Raw genomic sequence first — 17,639 nt, forward strand, 5'->3', positions numbered from 1 at the left:
AAACAGCGAGCATTTTTAGTCGAAGCGATGAACATCAATTTCTGTTTCAGGTAAATTTGTATACTTTATGAGCTTGACTTCAAGAATGCCGTTTCTGCACGTAGCTTTACTTCCTTTTCGGCTGACCGTACAAGGGAGTTGACACTCTTCTGTGAAAGGTTCACCATCATACGTACCCGTAATCGTACATGAGTAAGGTGTATAGGCAACCTTGACTTCTTCAATTTTATTAGAGGTTGGAAAAGAAAGTTGGACGATACATTCATCGTGCGTTTGAAAGACGTTTGATGTTAATGAACTTCGCTGTTGCTCAGAAGAAAGCGGCTGATGGTACATTTGATGTGCTTGCTTAAAGAAGTCGTTTTCTTTCATATATTGTGGAAAAGACTGAGCCATTGCGTTGGATAACACTTGCTGTACATATTGATCGATATCTTTCATATTCATCTTTCCAAATCCATTTTCTTTAAAAGGTGATTTTCCAAACGGAAACATAGCGAACCTCCTTTAGCGACAAATGCCGTTTATGTAGCTTATGAATGCAATAAAAATAGGTGCATATCACAAATGAAATCGCCTTTTCCATATTTGGAAAAAGCGATTGAGAGAGAGGATTAATTATACATATGTTACAAATGCCTAATAGGTGCTTATACTTCTTTTCGTAATAATGAGCATCCAAAGTGCATCATAGAAAATAGATGTGCTATGATAATAAGTATTAAACCGATGGGCGTAGTAGAGATTTAGTGAAAAAGGAGCGGTTGATAGTGCACAATTCATTTATCACGGATTCAAACAAAGAATCGTACCAAAATCTTGCAGCTCTCATTCCAGCTTTTAAAGAGCGTGCTCAAGAAATTGATGAAAAAAGTAGCTTTCCCTTCCAAAACATTGAAGACTTAAAAAATGTTGGTTACACAACATGGTCATTAAGTGAAGCGAATGGAGGGGAAAACTTATCTCTGTATGACTTTCTATTGTATCAAGAGTTAATTGCTCAAGGTGATTCGTCCACGGCGTTAAGCATTGGCTGGCATATGGGCATTACGATGGATCTTCGTGATAAGCAGCCGTGGAAGCCAGAAACGCTTGAATTTTTATTTGGAAAAATTCAAAAAGGAGCGCTTGTTAACAGTGCGGCAACGGAACCGAAAACAGGGAGCCCTACGAGAGGAGGCCTTCCTGAAACCAAAGCAGAGCGTACAAAAGATGGCTGGGTGTTAAATGGCCGAAAAACGTTTACAACGATGTCACCTGTACTGGATTATTTTTTAGTTAAAGCTTTTGTGCCAGAAGCAAATCAGGTAGCACAGTTTATTATCCCAAGAGATACCCCCGGACTTTCGATTGAAGAAACATGGGATATGATTGCAATGAGAGGAACTGGAAGTCATGACTTAGTGCTAAAAGACGTTTGGATTCCCAAAGAATATTTAGCTGAATATATTGGTGGTAGTAAAAAGCCTGGCGCAAACGGGTGGTTATTGCATATTCCAGCATGCTACATTGGCATTGCTATCGCAGCGAGAGACTACGCAGTAGAGTTTGCTAAAACCTACTCACCAAATAGTATAGAAGGAACAATCAGTGAACTTCCAAATGTGCAAATGCAAATGGGAGAAATTGAGCTTGAGCTTATGAAAGCACGTCACTTCATGTATAGCGTTGCGCGCAAATGGGATGAAGGACAAAAGCGTGAAGAATTGGCAGGAGAATTAGCTGCTGTAAAGCATGTGGTCACAAATAGTGCATTTCAGGTAGTAGACAAAGCAATGCGAATTGTTGGTGCACGCAGCTTGCAGCGGAAAAATCCTCTTCAGCGCTATTATCGTGACGTGCGAGCGGGTCTTCATAACCCGCCGATGGACGATATGACGCTCATTAATTTAGCAAAACAAGCGTTTAAATAATCATACTAAGAAAACGGCAAGAGTGGAATTAAGTAAACATCCGCTCTTGCCGTTTTTTTTACAAATATTTATTTTTATAGGTCAAGCATCTATGCATAACATGTTTAAGCTACATAGACTGTAGAGAATATTTAGTGAAAAAGCCAAGGTTTTTTGCTGAATATCAAGAGATGAAAGGAGACGATTTTTTATGAAAAGAGCAGTTGCACTTCGTGCTATTTGCTGTAATGGAGGAACAACTCCGGAGCCTGTTGAACCACCTACTTCCCCAACACCACTTTTAGGTACTTTATTAACGCTAGTAAATGAGCGCGTAACATTAGGAATTTCATCAGGTATCGAACCAACAATTACAGGTGTTTTATCATTTGTAGGTACAGACTATGTAGTTGTTGTTGAAGACGATTTATCCGTAACATTCGTTTTAGTTTCTCAAATTGAAACGGTAACACCACTTTAATTAAAAGGAGGAATAATGGTATGTTTGAAAGCTTATTACTTTCTCAATTGGCAAGATATGTTGGTCAGCGAGCTGAAATTGGATTAGATAACCGAATCATTGATGGAGTTATTACGCTTGTTGGTCCTGATCATGTCACGGTTGTTGAATCGATGGGGTATGGTGCTATGCCTGTATTTGTCCCCCTAACTTCTATTAACACAATTCGTTTCTTCACTGCCTAAATTAATCCAAGGTTTTAATGAAATCGCTCCAATTGGAGTGATTTTTTTTTGTGATGCTTTTCACGTGATCACGAACGTTGTATACAGTGAAATCTCGGTAGCATACCGAATAGCGCTTCATTAGCTCATTTAAGACGCTGACATCTTCGTACATACGCCCATCTAAAAAAGAAAGAACGGGAAATCCTCCAATTGCTTTTAGAAAAGACGTACGATAAATGCGTGGCCCCATAGGAAATGCGTAGCCTAAAAGCTCATTTTTTGAGCGAATGGACCGTCCGTGCACAACACCCATTGGCTTTAATCCATTGTGTGGTGTTTCTTTCCACCTTCGTAAATTTCCATACAAAATAGCAGCGTCTGAAGGAATAGAAGGTAAGTGATTTGAAATAACTGATAAAGCGTTGGGATCAAGCCAGTCGTCTGCATCAAGCTCTAGTACGAATTCTGTATCAACTAAAGGTAGAAGGGTGTTTAGAGCGCGTGCTTTTCCTCCATTTTCTTTTTGAATGAGCTGAAAGCCTAGCTGTGATTGAAGAAAAGCTAAGTCTTCAGCAGTTCCATCCGTAGAGCCATCGTCAACTACAAAAAGTTGTTTCTTTTGAAAAGAAACGCTTTGAATGAAGCATGAAGAAACGGCTGTATGAATAAATGGCTTTGCGTTATAAGCTGCTAGCATAATTGATAGAGGAGAGCTGGCTTTATGCTCAGTAGTAAACTGATAGAGTTGGCTAGTTTCTAAAAAAGCAGAAGCAAGGCGGGTTTCTTTTTGAATTCCCATCTTCACCGCTTTTTTTGTATCCACAGGTATGCATTGATCTGAAGGAAGGGTGCGTACCCAATATGCAAACATCGCTTCAACAAAAGGAAATGCGTGTATTTCAGGAAATGGAAATAATTTTAAATCGGCGCTTTTAAAAAACAGAGGTAGTTTTAACTCTTCATCTGTTAATGGATAAGTGTATAGCTTCATTTTATCTAGCGTTTGCTTTTTTAAAAGCGGAAGGTTTACGTCGTCTCCTTTAAATAAAAACAATACGTGCTCCTTATTTAAACGTTGAACTCTTTTGTTAAGCTCGCTTCCTATACAACTAGAAAGAGATATAGTATCCGCGTGGTGCGGAATCAATTGCAGAACTTCTGACTTGGCAATGACGGTAACCGACGCACCGTCGCTCAGTTTGGCTAAAAGCTGCTGAATTACATGCGGACTTTCATGCCCAAAAAGAAAAATGTGCATATTTGTCATAATACTCTCCTTTTAACTTAGTCAATTATAGGCTGAACGCTAGTTTTTTTAAAAATTTCCATGCATACAAGGTATATATATTCTATGAGGTTTGGATTAATGTTGAGAGGTAGGTTAATAGCATAAAGATAATAATCTCGCCTATAGCAAGTCTTACTTCCCAGCATAGAGTAATAAGAGGATACAGCAAAGACGGAGTCTAAACTATGTATAGGATGTGTAGAGAATGAAAGTGATGACCATTTTAGGTACGAGGCCTGAAATTATACGTCTAAGTTTGATTATTGACAAATTAGACCGCTATGCAACTAAGCATATTTTAGTTCATACAGGTCAAAATTTTACCGCTTCCCTTAGCGACGTATTTTTTCAAGAGTTACAGGTTAGAAAGCCAAACTACGTGCTTGCTAATCAGCAAGCCACGTTAGGACAGCAACTTTCAACAATGTATGCTCAGTTAGAAGCAATTTTTTTGAAAGAAAAGCCTGATAAAGTTTTGGTGTTGGGTGATACAAATAGCGGACTAAGTGCAATTCTAGCAGAACGTATGGGAATTACAGTGATGCATATGGAAGCTGGAAATCGTTGCTTTGATCTCGAAGTACCCGAGGAAAAGAATAGAAAAGTAATTGACGCCATTTCAAGCATTAACCTTCCTTATACTCCTCAAAGTAAAGAAAATCTTATTCGAGAAGGTGTTCCAAAGAACCGAATTGTGGTTTCTGGAAATCCTATTTTTGAAGTGTTAAACCATTACGCTCTTCAAATTAACGCAAGTTCTATTTTAGAAGCACTAAGCATCAAAAAAAATGATTATTTCTTAGTCACGATACATCGTGCTGAAAATGTTGATTATGAAGACCGTTTAGTTGAAATTATGAATGGTCTTAATAAAGTGGCCGAATCATTTCAAAAACGTATGATTTGCAGCATTCATCCACGAACAAAATCACGCATTGATAAGCATCCTTCTCTTCAAATTCATCCACTTGTTGAGTTTCATGAACCATTCGGCTTTTTTGACTTTGTGAAGCTTGAAAAAAATGCGCTTTGTGTTTTAACAGATAGCGGTACCGTTCAGGAAGAATGTTGCTTGTTTCATGTTCCAACAGTAACGGTTCGAAAAACAACAGAACGTCCTGAAACGATTGATTGTGGAAGCAACATGCTATCAGGCTTAAACGGGGATCAAATTGTAAACTGCGTCAAAGTCATGGTAAATCAGTCAAATAGATGGTCTTACCCGGAAGGCTACGATCATCCGGATGTTTCAGATAAAGTAATAAAAGTAATTTTAGGAGGTCTTAACAGTGTTTAAAAACCAAACGATTTTAGTTACAGGTGGCACAGGCTCATGGGGATACGAATTAGTAAGGCAGTTATTAACGCTTGACCCAAAGGAAATTAGAATTATTTCACGCAATGAATCCAGTCAATTTACAATGAAGCAAGAGTTTGACAACAATCCAAAGCTTCAATTTTTAATAGGGGATATTAAAGAAAAAGATTCATTGATTGAAGCATGCCAAGGCGTGGATTATGTGTTTCATCTTGCAGCTTTAAAACATGTTCCCGTCTGTGAAGATCAGCCGTTAGAAGCATTAAAAACAAACGTACACGGTACGCAAAACGTTATTGATGCAGCCATCATTTGTAATGTGAAGCGCGTAATTTACATTTCAACTGATAAAGCGGCGAATCCATCGAATTTCTATGGGCTTTCAAAGGCCATGGGCGAACGTTTAATTATTCATGCGAATACACTAAACACGAAGACAAAATTTGTATGCATTCGCGGTGGAAACGTACTTGGAACAAACGGAAGCGTTATTCACGTATTTAAAAAGCAAATTCAAGAAAAAGGAAAAGTAGGAATTACTGATTTAGACATGACGCGCTTTTTCTTAACGCTAGAAGATGCAATCAAGCTTGTCTTTAAAGCAACATTTGAAAGCCTTGGCGGTGAGATTTTCGTTATGAAAATGCCAACATGCAAAATCATTGACCTTGCTTATGTGTTAATCGATGCTTCAAACAAAGAAAATGTCGATATCGAAATACTAGGCATTCGTCCTGGTGAAAAAATTCACGAATTGCTTCTGTCGGAATACGAAAGCACAACAACGATTGCTTATGATGAAGAATATTTTGTCATCTTACCGCCAATTCATATTCCAGGTCTAAAAGAGCATTATGCAAACTTTAAGCCTGTGAACCTTGTGAACTATAATTCTAGCAAAGAGTTAATGACGAAGGAAGAAATTAAAGAGATGTTAGAGAAAGGACGGTTTATCTAAATGAAAATACTAATCCTTGGTGGAAAAGGAATGGCTGGTCACGTTATCACTTCTTATTTTAAGCAAAAACCTCAGTACGAAGTAGTCTATACATCAAGGGATTTAGATGACAAAGAAGGATTGTATGTTGATGTAACAAACGCAACTGATCTTGAAAAGTTAATGGAACAAGAAAAGCCGGATATTACGATTAACTGTATTGGTATTTTAAATCATCATGCGGAGCAGCATAGTAAACTTGCTTTCCACGTTAATAGCGTTCTTCCCCATCAGCTTGTAAAATTAACGGAGCGCTACCAAGGGAAGCTTATTCATATTAGTACAGATTGCGTCTTTTTAGGGGACAAAGGCAACTATACGGAAAGTGATGCTCCTGACGGGACATCCATTTATGCTCAATCCAAGCAGTTAGGTGAAATTATTAGCGATAAGCACCTAACGGTTCGAACTTCAATCATTGGACCTGAGTTAAAAACCGACGGAATTGGCCTATTTCTATGGTTTATGAAGCAAACTGGAAAAATCAAAGGCTATAAGCGAGCGCTATGGAACGGTGTCACAACAATAGAGCTTGCTAAGGCAATTGAAGTGTTTATTCAACAGGACGTGACGGGACTTTATCATCTTGCAACCGAGCCGAAAATTTCCAAATTCGACCTTCTTCAGCTCATGAAAGAAGTGTTTCAAAAAGATGATGTTACGATTGAAGAAGATGAAGTATTTGTGTTGGATCGCACCATTAAAAATACGCGAATAGACCATATTTACACGCCGCCTACTTACCGAGTCATGCTGGAAGAGATGAAAGATTGGATTCAAAAGCAATGAGAAAGCGCATCCTTATTACCGGAGCAAGCGGTTTTACAGGGAAGCACGCAGTCGTGCATTTTATGAAAAAAGACTATGAAGTAACTGCTGCAATGCGCAAGGAAATGTCTTGTGAAGGTGCAAGCGTAGTTAGCTGTGATTTAGAAAACGAAGACCAGGTCATGAAGCTCGTTGAAGACGCAAATCCTCATTATATTCTCCACCTTGCTGGTCAAAATCATGTCGGTAGCTCATGGGAACAGCCTTTATCTTACGTTAACAGCAATGTAATTGGAACGCTTCATTTATTAGAAGCAGTGAGAAAAAAAGTGCCTACTGCTCGAATTGTAGTAGCCGGATCCGCGCTCCAGTATAATCCTTCAGATAGTTCAACATTGACTCATCCATATAGCTTTTCAAAAACGATGCAGATTCTAGTCTCAGAGGCATGGGCAAAGCTCTATAATCTCGATGTGGTTATTGCAAAGCCTTCAAATTTAATTGGACCTGGGCATTCCAACGGTGTTTGTTCGATTTTTGCCAAAAAAATTGCTGCTATGGAAAAAGGCGATGAAAAGAAAGAGCTTCACATTAGCAATTTAGAAGCCAGGCGCAATTTTATTGATGTGAGAGACGCTGTTGCAGCATATGAACATTTATTCTTATTTGGTCAAAGGAAGGCAGTTTATGAAATCGCCTCCTCTGTCTGCTATTCATTAAAAGAAGTTGCCTCTATGCTGAGAACGCTTGCTCACGTAGATTTCCAGATTACGAATGATGAAGCGAACAGTGAACCTTTCTTAATACCAGATACGTCACCCCTTCAACTTATAGGCTGGAAACCAAACTATTCGCTTGAGAAATCGCTTTTAGATATTCTGACATTTCATCGACAAACCAAGGATTAAAGTAGTACACGTTTTCATATAAATCAATAAACAAAAGAAAGCTGTCTAAAAAGGCAGCTTTTCTTTTTATAAGGAGGGGAGTGTAAATAATCAATATTGAAAATAAAGTTTGGTTTTCCATAAAAATATGAAAAAGAGTAGTTGTCAAATGGTTGATTGTAAGTATAATAGAGATTGTAGATTGTGCAAACGTTTTCGCTATAAAATGAAAGCGTTCTATTTTTAGGGAGTTGTACAAGCGGTTGCACAAGTCAAACATAATAGGTCAACGGAGGGGTTAAAATGAAGAAAGCGTTATCAGTTTTCATGACTTCAGCGCTAACAGTAGGTATGTTAGCAGCATGTGGTCCAGAAGAAGGCGCAACAAGCACGACACCAGGATCTGGGAGTGGGGGAGAAAAACCAGAAAAGCTAGTTGTTTGGGAAGATAAAGATAAAGGACCAGCACTAGACTATGCAATTAAAAGTTTTGAAAAAGAACATGGTATTAAAATTGAGTATAAAGAAGTAGAAACAACAAAAATTCAGGAGCAGCTAGCATTGGACGGGCCTGCCGGAACAGCTCCAGACGTTGTAACAATTCCTCATGATAACATCGGTCCAGCTGTTACAAAAGGGTTGCTTGCAGAGTTGACAACTACTTCAGATGAGACAACATCTCGCTTTAGTGAATCATCAATTGATGCAATGACGTTTGACGGCAAGCTTTACGGTTTACCAAAAGCAACGGAAACGCCAGTACTTGTGTATAATAAAGCGTTTATGAAAGAGGCTCCAAAAACAATGGACGAACTTAAAGCCTTTTCAGAAGACTTCACAAAAGACGGGAAGTATGGCTTTTTAGCGCTACTGGATAACTATTACTTTGCACATGGTTTCCTAAGTGGTTACGGTGGTTACGTATTCGGTGAAAAAGACGGTTCATTTGATACAAAAGACTTGGGTGTCAACAATGCTGAAGCGGTTGAAGCAGTTGACTACATCAACACTTGGTACCAAGACAAGCTGTTACCGAATGGTATTATTGGAGAAAATGGTGGTAGCGCATTAGACGGTCTATTTAACGAAGGTAAAGTAGCTTCTGTTATGAATGGTGCATGGTCTTTCCAAGGCTATAAAGCAGCGGGAATTGATATTGGTGCCGCTCCAATGCCAAAGTTACCAAACGGTGAACCAGTTAAAACGTTTATGGGTGTAAAAGGTTGGAACGTTACATCATTCTCAACTAATAAAGAATGGGCTGAAAAATTTATTGACCATATCACAAACGATGAGAATGCAAAGAAACGCTTTGAGTTAACACAAGAAATTCCACCAAATACAGCATTGCTTGAAGATCCAATTATTAAAGACAATGAGTTAGCTTCTGCAGTTGCTATGCAATCTCAAGATGCAGTACCGATGCCGTCAATTCCTGAAATGTCAGAAGTTTGGCCTCCAATGCAAAGCGCAGTTCAAACCGTTATCACGGGTAAAGCAGATTCTAAAAAAGCTCTAGATGAAGCACGTAAAACAATTGAAGAAAACATCAAAGCAAACCACAGCGGTAAATAAATCAATCTGTTTAAGGAAAGAAGTACCTTTGATTCTTCAGGGGTACTCTTTCCTTACTAATAAGGCAAGCGTTTGCGCTATGAAAAGACTTACTATTTTGCTTATTTAGAATGAAAAGGAGAGGCCATACATGGAGCTAAAACATGCTGAAAATCAGCCCGAGCAAACATTTCAAGGTAGCAACCATCGTAAAATAGCGTTAGGATTATCAATCATCCCCGGGTTAGGTCAGCTATATAATCGTCAAATTCTAAAAGGAATGTTGTTTCTTTTACTTACTATTTCCTTCGTTGTTGTATTTAAAGATTTTTTGAACATTGGTTTATGGGGACTTGTGACACTTGGTGAAGTGCTGCCGCGAGACCATTCAATCTTTTTGCTAGTATACGGAATCTTGTCCGTTATTTTACTCGTGTTTGCACTCGGGTTTTATGTTTTTAACTTACGTGATGCCTATAAAAACGGAGAGAAGCGTGATTTAGGACTACGTATCAGTACGGTAAAAGAGCAATATCACAATTTACTAGATAACGGATTTCCGTATCTCATGATTTCACCAGGTTTTGTTCTTCTTGTTTTTGTTGTCATTTTTCCAATTTTGTTTGTTATTTTATTAGCATTTACAAACTATGATCTCTACCACTCACCGCCAGCAAAGCTTGTCGATTGGGTAGGATTTAAGAACTTTATTGATATGGCAACGGTGCCAATTTGGCGAGAAACGTTTATCAGCGTGTTTGCATGGACGTTAATTTGGACATTTGGCGCAACAACCCTTCAAGTAGCATTGGGCATCTTTTTAGCGATTTTAATTAATCAAAAAGATTTAAAAGGGAAAGCAATTATTCGTACTGTATTTATTTTACCTTGGGCAGTACCAGGCTTTGTTTCCATCCTAGTGTTTGCAGGAATGTTTAACGAGACCTTCGGAGCGATTAATAATGACATCCTCGCTTTTTTAGGAATTGAAGGAATAAATTGGATGACGGAACCGCTTTGGAGCCGAGTGGCTTTAATTATGATCCAGACATGGTTAGGATTTCCATTTATCTTCGCAATGACAACAGGTGTGCTTCAATCAATTCCAGAGGAGTTGTACGAAGCGGCAACTGTAGATGGGGCAACGGCTGTTCAAAAATTCATGAAAATTACGTTACCGCTTGTTCTTTTTGCAACGGCACCAATTTTAATTACCCAGTACACGTTTAACTTTAACAACTTTAACGTGATTTACTTATTTAATGCTGGTGGACCTGCGGTATCAGGTCAAACAGCTGGAAGTACAGATATTCTAATATCATGGATTTATAAGCTGACGATGACGACTCAGCAATATGGAAAAGCTGCAGCCATTACAATGTTATTGTCAGTGATTGTTATCACTGTGGCGCTATGGCAATTTAAGCGCACAAAATCATTCCAAGAAGAGGATATGATGTAACTATGAGTATAAAAACAAAAAAAACCATTCGTCTCACTTTATCATACGCAGTTGTACTAGTTATGTTTGCCATTATCTTATATCCAATTCTTTGGATTATTGGTTCGTCTTTAAATCCCGGAGATAGCCTGTCTGGTTCAAAAATGTTTCCGGAAAATGCTACGTTCAAGCACTATGCAGCTCTATTTGATACGAGCCAAAGTAATTATTTAATTTGGTATGCGAACTCGTTGAAAATTAGTATCTCAACAATGATTTTATCTCTTATTTTAGTTAGCCTAACTGCCTATTCATTTTCTCGCTATCGATTTGTTGGAAGAAAAAATGGATTATTAACGTTTTTGGTGTTACAAATGATTCCAAACTTTGCAGCATTAATTGCTATTTTTGTGCTTGCGACGGTTACAAAGTTAATTGATACACACCTTGGGTTAATTTTAATCTATGTAGGTGGAGCTATTCCAATGAATACATGGTTAATGAAAGGGTATTTAGATACGATTCCAAAAGAGCTAGATGAGTCCGCAAAGATGGACGGAGCTGGGCATCTTCGTATCTTTTTCCAAATCGTTATGCCATTAGCCAAACCAATCATTGCTGTTATTGCATTATTTACGTTTACAGCTCCGTTTGGAGATTTCATTTTAGCAAAGGTATTGCTTCGTTCAGGCGAAAATTACACGCTGGCAGTTGGTTTATATGATATGATTTCAAGACAATTCGGAAATCAGTTTACAGCTTTTGCGGCAGGGTCTGTACTCATTGCCGTTCCGATTGCTCTTTTATTCCTAGTTTGTCAAAAGTACTTTATCTCAGGCTTAACAGCCGGAGGGACAAAGGGATAATTATATGAATCTTAATCGTATAGGAATGCACAGCTTCCTTATATGAACATCAACACAAATAAACAGGCACAGTGAAATGTGCCTGTTTATTTGTGTGCATCTTGTAAAAAGGAATAGCATGCTTTTTCAAACGCTGCGACGCTGTTTGAGAGCTGCCACTTTTCAGCTTCTTGCTGTCCGTTAACTTTTAACTTCGCAAGTAGGGCAGAATCTTGAATTAAGCGGCTAATATCTTTCCCAAGTCGATTTTCATAGCGATAAGACATTAAGCAGGTTTCTTCATGACGACCGTATTCGGTATTCCCACCTGCATAGACACATACGATTGCAGCACCACATTTCATTGCTTCAAGCCCCGGTAAAACAGCTGTTTCATAAATGGACGAAGTAACAAAAATATCTGCTCGGTTGTAATAAGCGCACAGTTCATAGTCATCTTTTGGAGAATAAAATAAAAAGCCTTCCTTATTTCGCAAGTCTTGTAGAGTAGGAGACTGAGCAAACTCATTTGGTGGACAAATCAGGTTAATTCGTACACTTGGAAACTGTTTTTTGACAACCTTTAGTTGCTCAATTAAATAATCCTGATCCCGCTGCCAAGAATATCCGCCTTCTGGTATTCTCACAATAGCAGAGATGGTGAACGGTTTTCTTTTATTAGAGAGTGAAAGCTTTGAAAAGTTAGGGTTGACATAAATAGGAATATGTTCACCTTTAATCCCATGAAGTAACGAGATTAATTCTTGCTGATACCGTGAGATGACAAGCAAATAGGGTGTTGTATTGTAAGACTGAAAAGAAACGCTTTGTTTAGGAAGAAACACGGGCTCGTAGCTCAAGCTAAAGCGCGCGTGAACGCCTTTTCCTTGAGCGCTTGCAGCTGCAGCAGACGGAACGGTTGAGTAGAAGTTTGAGATAATTAAGTCACTGTTGGGATAGTCTTGCTCCGTTATCACAGCACCAAGAGTCCTTGTAATCTTTGCTTTTACGTCATACTCTATGTCACCTTGTGGAGGCATTAAAATGGTTACATTATGCCCTAAATCAACAAGGCCGTTACTAATATCAGCAAGCATGCGCTGAGCGCCACCTTTGCACAGCGTTAAAATAGGAAACGTAATGTTTAAAGGCGTATTTAAAGATTGAGTTGTTAAAGAGTTAGCCTGAGCAGATGAATTCTTTTCAAGATTTACCATGTTGGCTAACACGGGACGATGAGCTTCTTGAACTGCTTTTACTTCAAGATCAATTTCCGACGTATGTTTTTTTGTTCCCATCTCATCATGCACGCGGTAGTGAACAAGCGGTTCATTAAGGTAATAAAACTCATAAGCAGGAACGCAGCGCAGCCAGTAATCATAATCTTGGGTAAATCGAAGAGCTTCATTAAATAAGCCAAGCGTAGTGAATACCTCCATTTTCATCATGATTGTACAGCCGTTAATGCTACATCCAATTTGAAGATGTTCAATAAAATCTAGCTTGCGGTCAAAATAAACACCGGCTAAAGGCACAGTTACTTCACTGTTGTTATTAATAAGTGCATAGTTTGAATGACTAATATAAGCGTTATGTGCTTTCATAAAGTTTAGCTGCTTTTCTACTTTATCATGAACAAACAAATCATCCGAGCTAAGCCATGCAAAATATTCGCCCGTTGCGTGCTGAATACCCATGTTTAAAGCGCTGGCAGTTCCTCCGTTTTGCTTTTCTACATAGCGAATTTGATTTAAATAAGGCGTGATTTTTTCAGTATGCATCGTTGATCCGTCATTTACCACAACCACTTCGATGTTTGGGTACGTTTGTCCAAGTGCGCTTTCAATTGCCTGATTAACATAGGAACAATTATAAAAAGGAATAATAATTGATACTTTTTCCATTTTAAATCCCTTCTTTCTTTCATGCTTAAAATGAAAGGCTTGTTATAAAATTTGAAAGAATAAAACAGTTGAAAAATAGTTTTATTGTCCAAGCACTTTTAGACAAAATTCATATAATAAAATGTAAGTATATTTTAATTTAGGGGGAGAATAAATTGAGACCTATTGATGACTTTAGTGCAAGCGTGCCAAGTAACTTTAATAATAGTTTAGATCGAGTCATTCCGACTAGAGGAACTGTTGTTTTAGCTGAATTCGGACTAGCTGTTCCTCGTTCTGGTTCCAATGTTTTGTTAGAAGGGACCGTTGGTATTCGCTCTTTCTTAGGGTTACCAAACATCTTAGTTAATGTGTTACGTGACGGTGGTATTATCGGATCTGTTCAGGTAAGCACGCTGGCAGTAAATGAAATTCGACTTGCTACATTTCAAATTGTAGATGCAAATGCTCCTGTTGGCTATCATGCGTACACGATTACTGCTGAGTCGTTAAATCCGCTCCTAACACAAGCTCGTGTTACCGGTCCTCTAACGTTTACTGGAACTACAATTGGCCCTGTTTCATAATATGAACGCTTTCTATTCGTTAACATTTGGCGGATAGAAGGGGTTTTTTAAAGCTGAGAGAGCATTTGTTTAAAGTGAACCGCATATTCCTGCGGTGAAAAATGCTGAATAATATGCGTAATACCTTGATTTCGGATAGTTTCACGCAAAGCTTTATCTGTAAGAAGCTCGATGCCTTCTCTGATTGCTTCCTCAATATTACCTAGGGTGAAAAATTTTCCTGTTTGATTATGAATAATAAAGCTTTTGACACCGTCAGAATCCGTTGATAAAACGGGGCATCTACATACCATGGCTTCTAATACAGCATAGCCGAAACCTTCTACTTTAGAAGTTGAGCATAAAAATCCTCCAGAATCCCCAATGGTTGAAAAATACTCTGCCATTTTGGCATGAGGTTGATTGGCGTAAATAGTTAAATGACTTCTAAGGTTGAGCTGGTCAAGCAAACGCTCAAACGCTTCACGTTCAGCTGGAGTTGAAAGCGTATTGTCTTCGAACATCCAAAGCTTGATATCAGAAGAATGTTTTATAATATCAGCTCCAATGCGAAGGAAATCACGCCAGTTTTTATTATCCTCAAGCCTTCCTACCCATCCGATAATTGGTGTAGGATGCTTTGGTAGCGGTTGATAATGAAATTGCTTTGTATCAAAACAGTTATGAAAGCAAAACTGTGATTTTGAAGAGAAGTATTGCTGAAAAGCATTGATAAGATGAGGGGTGTTAGGATATAGAATGGCATCGCTATAGTTTTTAATATAAGAATGCGCATCCCCTTTCAAATAAGCATTTGTGTACTCTTTATCCGTTCCTAATCCTTGCACTTCATAAATCAAATGCCCCTTATAACCTAAATGTCTCAACCTTTTTAAAAGAAGATAATCTGTATTAACAATAATAGCGTCATAGCGTCCTTTTGAAATAATTTCTTTTATTTTTACATCTTCATTTGTCACAAAGACAGAAGCGTTTACTTTGTTTTGCAGACCAGTTCCAGACTGCGTATATAAAAAATCACATTGGATATCTGATTCAGACAAAGCGTAAAAGCGCTGTCGATTTAGCGTTTCAACGCCACCGCTTGGAATATAAAACGTAAATAATAGTTTTTTTCTATCTGAGTCTACGGGTGTTACTGTAGTAGGAAAGGATGCTTTAATGACAGGCTGAGCAGTTGTTTCTTTACAAAGTGGCCAGTACCTAATCATATGATCTTCTACATGTTCAATCGTTTTTTTGAAAAAGGCTTGGATAAACGGTTCTGTTCGTACGATGTTCCAAAGCCTAACCTCTTGTAAATCACCTTGGAAGTAGCCATATGAAGGATGGCCACCGAAACAAAAATGTGGAACGATTTTTCTTCGACGGCTTAAAATTCCTTTTTTGACAAATTTTCCATTAATATACAGAGAAGGAATACGATTGTGATAAACGAGTGCAAGGTGCGTCCATTCTTCCACTACACAAGGAAAGACAAGCGTTGGTGTAAAATGATTTTTCCCCACTTCATAAATAGAGATGCCGTTCGTTCCAACGGAAATGGCAACGGACGCTTCAGTATTGTTGAGAACTTGGTCATCATCAGGCGCAATGACAAACGGCTGGTTTTTAAAGGTAGATATACCTGAGCGAGCCTCGTTTTCAAGAAACTGTTCCTTTGAAGGGCGTACCCAAAATTCAATCGTAAATGTATTCGAAATAGGAACAGAAGTCGGTGGGTCTGCTTTAAGTTGTTCACTACCTGAAAATGATGCGTAAGAAGAGTGAAGCATTGGAAAGGACCTCCTCTTTTTTAAATTTTACATATAAGCATATGTTTCCATTTCATTTATGCTATTTTATACATATATGTTAGAGGGGGAGTTTATGTTCATTTGACATAAAAACTCTCAATAAGCACGGATTTAGTATTGGTTCATACGTTAATGGAAAGGAGGAGTTTAGATAGTGAAAAAAGTATCAATTATTATCCCTTTTTATAACTGTGCCTACATCGATCAAGCACTTGATAGTGTGTTTAAGCAAACGTATCCACACATTGAAGTTATTGTAATCAACGATGGGTCCACTGAACACTATGAGAAAATTACCCCTTACTTAGATCGAATCATTTACATTGAAAAGGGAAACGGAGGGACGGCTAGCGCATTAAACATGGGGCTGAGTCGTGCGACCGGAGATTATATTTGTTGGTTAAGTTCAGATGATATGTACTCCACAAATAAAATTGAAAATCAGCTGGCATACATGCTTAAAACTAACGCGTCTTTTTCCTATACAAATTATCATTTAATTAATAAGGTAGGGGCAATTACGTCTAGAGGAATCGGTATTTACTACCCTACTCGACTTCAGATACTAAAAGAGATGAGCAAAGGTAATTTTATTAACGGCTGTAGCGTTATGATTAAAAAAGAAGTATTCGACCGGGTAGGGATATTTGATGAAACCTTACCGTATACGCATGATTATGATATGTGGCTGAGAATTATCGAACAGTTTTCTGTTTACTATATTGATGAGCCGCTTCTATACTATAGAATTCATGAGAAGATGGGAACTATGCAGCATGCGCGAACTATTAAAAAGGAAGTAAAACGTGTGAAAGCTGCTCATAAAGATTCCATACAGCAAGTGATTGCACAAGAACAAGCTAAATAAAAAGAGCACTGTTTCAGAGTACGAAACAGTGCTTTTAATTATGTTAATAGTGGCTATGTTTACAATGACTGGATTGAAGTTCTTCTCTTGGATGAATGTAAGCACCTTCGAGTTGGATGGTTTTACTGCAACCACTTGTTACGTTTTGACAAATGCTTACTTCTACGCGAAGCTCTTGCTCACGGTTTATGCATGAAGGAGTTACGGTAAACTCGACGCTTGTCACGTCACTTTGAACAGTTGTACCTGTCGGTGCATAAAGGTATACGGTTTCTTGAATGGTAAAGGGAATGGGGTTAGATCGACAAATTTGACCAGTTGTTTGATCAACTAGCTTAAGCACATAACGTCCTTGTTTTTGCATGACTGCCCGATAAAGAGAGGAGCAATTATCTTCGTCATTTACTTTCTTTTTCGTACGCATCATTGAGTTGGTTAGTTCAGTCGTAGTAATGCCTCGTTCTGGTGAGGTTGGACATCCATTTTCATCTACAATCATAGCTTCAATAAAAAAGCGATTGCGCTGTAACAGAAGTTCGCATAAATTAATGCCGTTAATAATTTCATCGGTTCCATCGCTTTTGAAGACGTCTAGCTCACCCTCGTACTTTTTTTGTACCCAATCATAAAGGTGAAATGCATTTACACAATGAGTTTGGTGAGAGGATGACACTGTTATATTCATTCCTTTCTAGTAGAATCTATGAGTTAGTATACTCAAGTTCCTATAGAAAGTGTGTTAGGTAGACGTCTTAGTTTTTTATGCATTTTAGGAACATTTTGTAAAAAGGGGTTATATACTTTTAAGTGTATTTAAAAAACGAGGTG

The 17,639-nt window shown here is 38.2% G+C and carries 17 protein-coding genes; 12 read left to right on the top strand and 5 right to left on the bottom strand.

Annotation, left to right across the window (positions count from 1 at the left end; all coding sequences use genetic code 11):
- Positions 1-15: 15 nt before the first annotated feature.
- Positions 16-495 (bottom strand): Hsp20/alpha crystallin family protein, encoded by a 480-nt coding sequence (locus tag BFL01S_RS03180; protein WP_061784846.1) that lies wholly within the window; start codon positions 493-495, stop codon positions 16-18.
- A 275-nt stretch (positions 496-770) separates the two neighbouring features.
- Between BFL01S_RS03180 and BFL01S_RS03185 the strand changes: the two genes are divergently transcribed.
- The 3 genes from BFL01S_RS03185 (at position 771) to BFL01S_RS03195 (ending at position 2,597) form a co-directional block, all read left to right on the top strand.
- Positions 771-1,913 carry an acyl-CoA dehydrogenase family protein gene (locus BFL01S_RS03185; RefSeq protein WP_061784847.1) on the top strand — a complete coding sequence of 381 codons (1,143 nt, stop codon included), beginning with the start codon at positions 771-773 and terminating at the stop codon, positions 1,911-1,913.
- A gap of 190 nt (positions 1,914-2,103) precedes the next feature.
- Positions 2,104-2,373 (top strand): hypothetical protein, encoded by a 270-nt coding sequence (locus tag BFL01S_RS03190; protein ID WP_061784848.1) that lies wholly within the window; start codon positions 2,104-2,106, stop codon positions 2,371-2,373.
- A gap of 20 nt (positions 2,374-2,393) precedes the next feature.
- Complete coding sequence (locus tag BFL01S_RS03195) at positions 2,394-2,597, top strand: hypothetical protein (protein WP_061784849.1); 204 nt, start codon at positions 2,394-2,396, stop codon at positions 2,595-2,597.
- Between the two features lies 1 nt (position 2,598).
- Here BFL01S_RS03195 and BFL01S_RS03200 read toward each other — a convergent pair whose 3' ends face one another.
- Positions 2,599-3,846, bottom strand: coding sequence for a glycosyltransferase family 2 protein (locus BFL01S_RS03200; RefSeq protein ID WP_061784850.1), 1,248 nt, complete (start codon positions 3,844-3,846; stop codon positions 2,599-2,601).
- Positions 3,847-4,072: 226 nt separating this feature from the next.
- Between BFL01S_RS03200 and wecB the strand changes: the two genes are divergently transcribed.
- The 7 genes from wecB to BFL01S_RS03235 all read left to right on the top strand — a co-directional run bounded on the left by wecB (position 4,073) and on the right by BFL01S_RS03235 (position 11,698).
- Positions 4,073-5,164 (top strand): non-hydrolyzing UDP-N-acetylglucosamine 2-epimerase, encoded by a 1,092-nt coding sequence (gene wecB, locus BFL01S_RS03205; RefSeq protein ID WP_061784851.1) that lies wholly within the window; start codon positions 4,073-4,075, stop codon positions 5,162-5,164.
- On the top strand, positions 5,157-6,143 hold the full coding sequence (locus tag BFL01S_RS03210) for a polysaccharide biosynthesis protein (protein WP_061784852.1): 987 nt from the start codon (positions 5,157-5,159) through the stop codon (positions 6,141-6,143). The genes wecB and BFL01S_RS03210 overlap by 8 nt, the downstream gene beginning before the upstream one ends.
- Positions 6,144-6,971 carry a dTDP-4-dehydrorhamnose reductase family protein gene (locus BFL01S_RS03215; protein WP_025910098.1) on the top strand — a complete coding sequence of 276 codons (828 nt, stop codon included), beginning with the start codon at positions 6,144-6,146 and terminating at the stop codon, positions 6,969-6,971. It abuts the gene before it with no gap.
- Positions 6,968-7,858, top strand: a complete 891-nt coding sequence (locus BFL01S_RS03220; RefSeq protein ID WP_025910100.1) for an NAD-dependent epimerase/dehydratase family protein — start codon at positions 6,968-6,970, stop codon at positions 7,856-7,858. Before BFL01S_RS03215 ends, BFL01S_RS03220 begins: the two co-directional genes overlap by 4 nt.
- Positions 7,859-8,140: 282 nt before the next feature.
- On the top strand, positions 8,141-9,412 hold the full coding sequence (locus BFL01S_RS03225; protein WP_025910242.1) for a sugar ABC transporter substrate-binding protein: 1,272 nt from the start codon (positions 8,141-8,143) through the stop codon (positions 9,410-9,412).
- A 130-nt stretch (positions 9,413-9,542) separates the two neighbouring features.
- Positions 9,543-10,853, top strand: a complete 1,311-nt coding sequence (locus BFL01S_RS03230; protein ID WP_025910244.1) for a carbohydrate ABC transporter permease — start codon at positions 9,543-9,545, stop codon at positions 10,851-10,853.
- Between the two features lie 2 nt (positions 10,854-10,855).
- Positions 10,856-11,698 (top strand): sugar ABC transporter permease, encoded by an 843-nt coding sequence (locus BFL01S_RS03235; protein WP_025910245.1) that lies wholly within the window; start codon positions 10,856-10,858, stop codon positions 11,696-11,698.
- Positions 11,699-11,784: 86 nt separating this feature from the next.
- On the opposite strand, the gene BFL01S_RS20955 is transcribed toward BFL01S_RS03235, so the two are convergent.
- On the bottom strand, positions 11,785-13,581 hold the full coding sequence (locus tag BFL01S_RS20955; RefSeq protein WP_235859194.1) for a glycosyltransferase: 1,797 nt from the start codon (positions 13,579-13,581) through the stop codon (positions 11,785-11,787).
- Between the two features lie 155 nt (positions 13,582-13,736).
- On the opposite strand from BFL01S_RS20955, the gene BFL01S_RS03250 reads away from it, so the two are divergent.
- A complete protein-coding gene (locus BFL01S_RS03250) occupies positions 13,737-14,147 on the top strand; it encodes a hypothetical protein (protein WP_061784853.1) in 411 nt (136 codons plus the stop codon).
- Between the two features lie 47 nt (positions 14,148-14,194).
- On the opposite strand, the gene BFL01S_RS21360 is transcribed toward BFL01S_RS03250, so the two are convergent.
- Complete coding sequence (locus tag BFL01S_RS21360) at positions 14,195-15,922, bottom strand: glycosyltransferase (RefSeq protein WP_082802687.1); 1,728 nt, start codon at positions 15,920-15,922, stop codon at positions 14,195-14,197.
- Positions 15,923-16,097: 175 nt separating this feature from the next.
- Between BFL01S_RS21360 and BFL01S_RS03260 the strand changes: the two genes are divergently transcribed.
- Positions 16,098-16,811 carry a glycosyltransferase gene (locus BFL01S_RS03260; RefSeq protein ID WP_061784854.1) on the top strand — a complete coding sequence of 238 codons (714 nt, stop codon included), beginning with the start codon at positions 16,098-16,100 and terminating at the stop codon, positions 16,809-16,811.
- Between the two features lie 43 nt (positions 16,812-16,854).
- Here the strand turns inward: BFL01S_RS03260 and BFL01S_RS03265 are convergent, their stop codons facing one another.
- Positions 16,855-17,496, bottom strand: a complete 642-nt coding sequence (locus BFL01S_RS03265; RefSeq protein ID WP_138116876.1) for a BMQ_0737 family morphogenetic spore coat protein — start codon at positions 17,494-17,496, stop codon at positions 16,855-16,857.
- Positions 17,497-17,639 lie beyond the last annotated feature (143 nt).

It is taken from the genome of Priestia flexa NBRC 15715 (assembly GCF_001591565.1).
GTDB lineage: Bacteria > Bacillota > Bacilli > Bacillales > Bacillaceae_H > Priestia > Priestia flexa.

Bases quoted from the DNA above. Each gene is read 5' to 3' on its own strand.
- BFL01S_RS03180 (WP_061784846.1), bottom strand. From the start codon at position 495: ATGTTTCCGTTTGGAAAATCACCTTTTAAAGAAAATGGATTTGGAAAG.
- BFL01S_RS03190 (WP_061784848.1), top strand. From the start codon at position 2,104: ATGAAAAGAGCAGTTGCACTTCGTGCTATTTGCTGTAATGGAGGAACA.
- BFL01S_RS03195 (WP_061784849.1), top strand. From the start codon at position 2,394: ATGTTTGAAAGCTTATTACTTTCTCAATTGGCAAGATATGTTGGTCAG.
- BFL01S_RS03200 (WP_061784850.1), bottom strand. From the start codon at position 3,846: ATGACAAATATGCACATTTTTCTTTTTGGGCATGAAAGTCCGCATGTA.
- wecB (WP_061784851.1), top strand. From the start codon at position 4,073: ATGAAAGTGATGACCATTTTAGGTACGAGGCCTGAAATTATACGTCTA.
- BFL01S_RS03215 (WP_025910098.1), top strand. From the start codon at position 6,144: ATGAAAATACTAATCCTTGGTGGAAAAGGAATGGCTGGTCACGTTATC.
- BFL01S_RS03220 (WP_025910100.1), top strand. From the start codon at position 6,968: ATGAGAAAGCGCATCCTTATTACCGGAGCAAGCGGTTTTACAGGGAAG.
- BFL01S_RS03225 (WP_025910242.1), top strand. From the start codon at position 8,141: ATGAAGAAAGCGTTATCAGTTTTCATGACTTCAGCGCTAACAGTAGGT.
- BFL01S_RS03230 (WP_025910244.1), top strand. From the start codon at position 9,543: ATGGAGCTAAAACATGCTGAAAATCAGCCCGAGCAAACATTTCAAGGT.
- BFL01S_RS03235 (WP_025910245.1), top strand. From the start codon at position 10,856: ATGAGTATAAAAACAAAAAAAACCATTCGTCTCACTTTATCATACGCA.
- BFL01S_RS20955 (WP_235859194.1), bottom strand. From the start codon at position 13,581: ATGGAAAAAGTATCAATTATTATTCCTTTTTATAATTGTTCCTATGTT.
- BFL01S_RS21360 (WP_082802687.1), bottom strand. From the start codon at position 15,922: ATGCTTCACTCTTCTTACGCATCATTTTCAGGTAGTGAACAACTTAAA.
- BFL01S_RS03265 (WP_138116876.1), bottom strand. From the start codon at position 17,496: ATGAATATAACAGTGTCATCCTCTCACCAAACTCATTGTGTAAATGCA.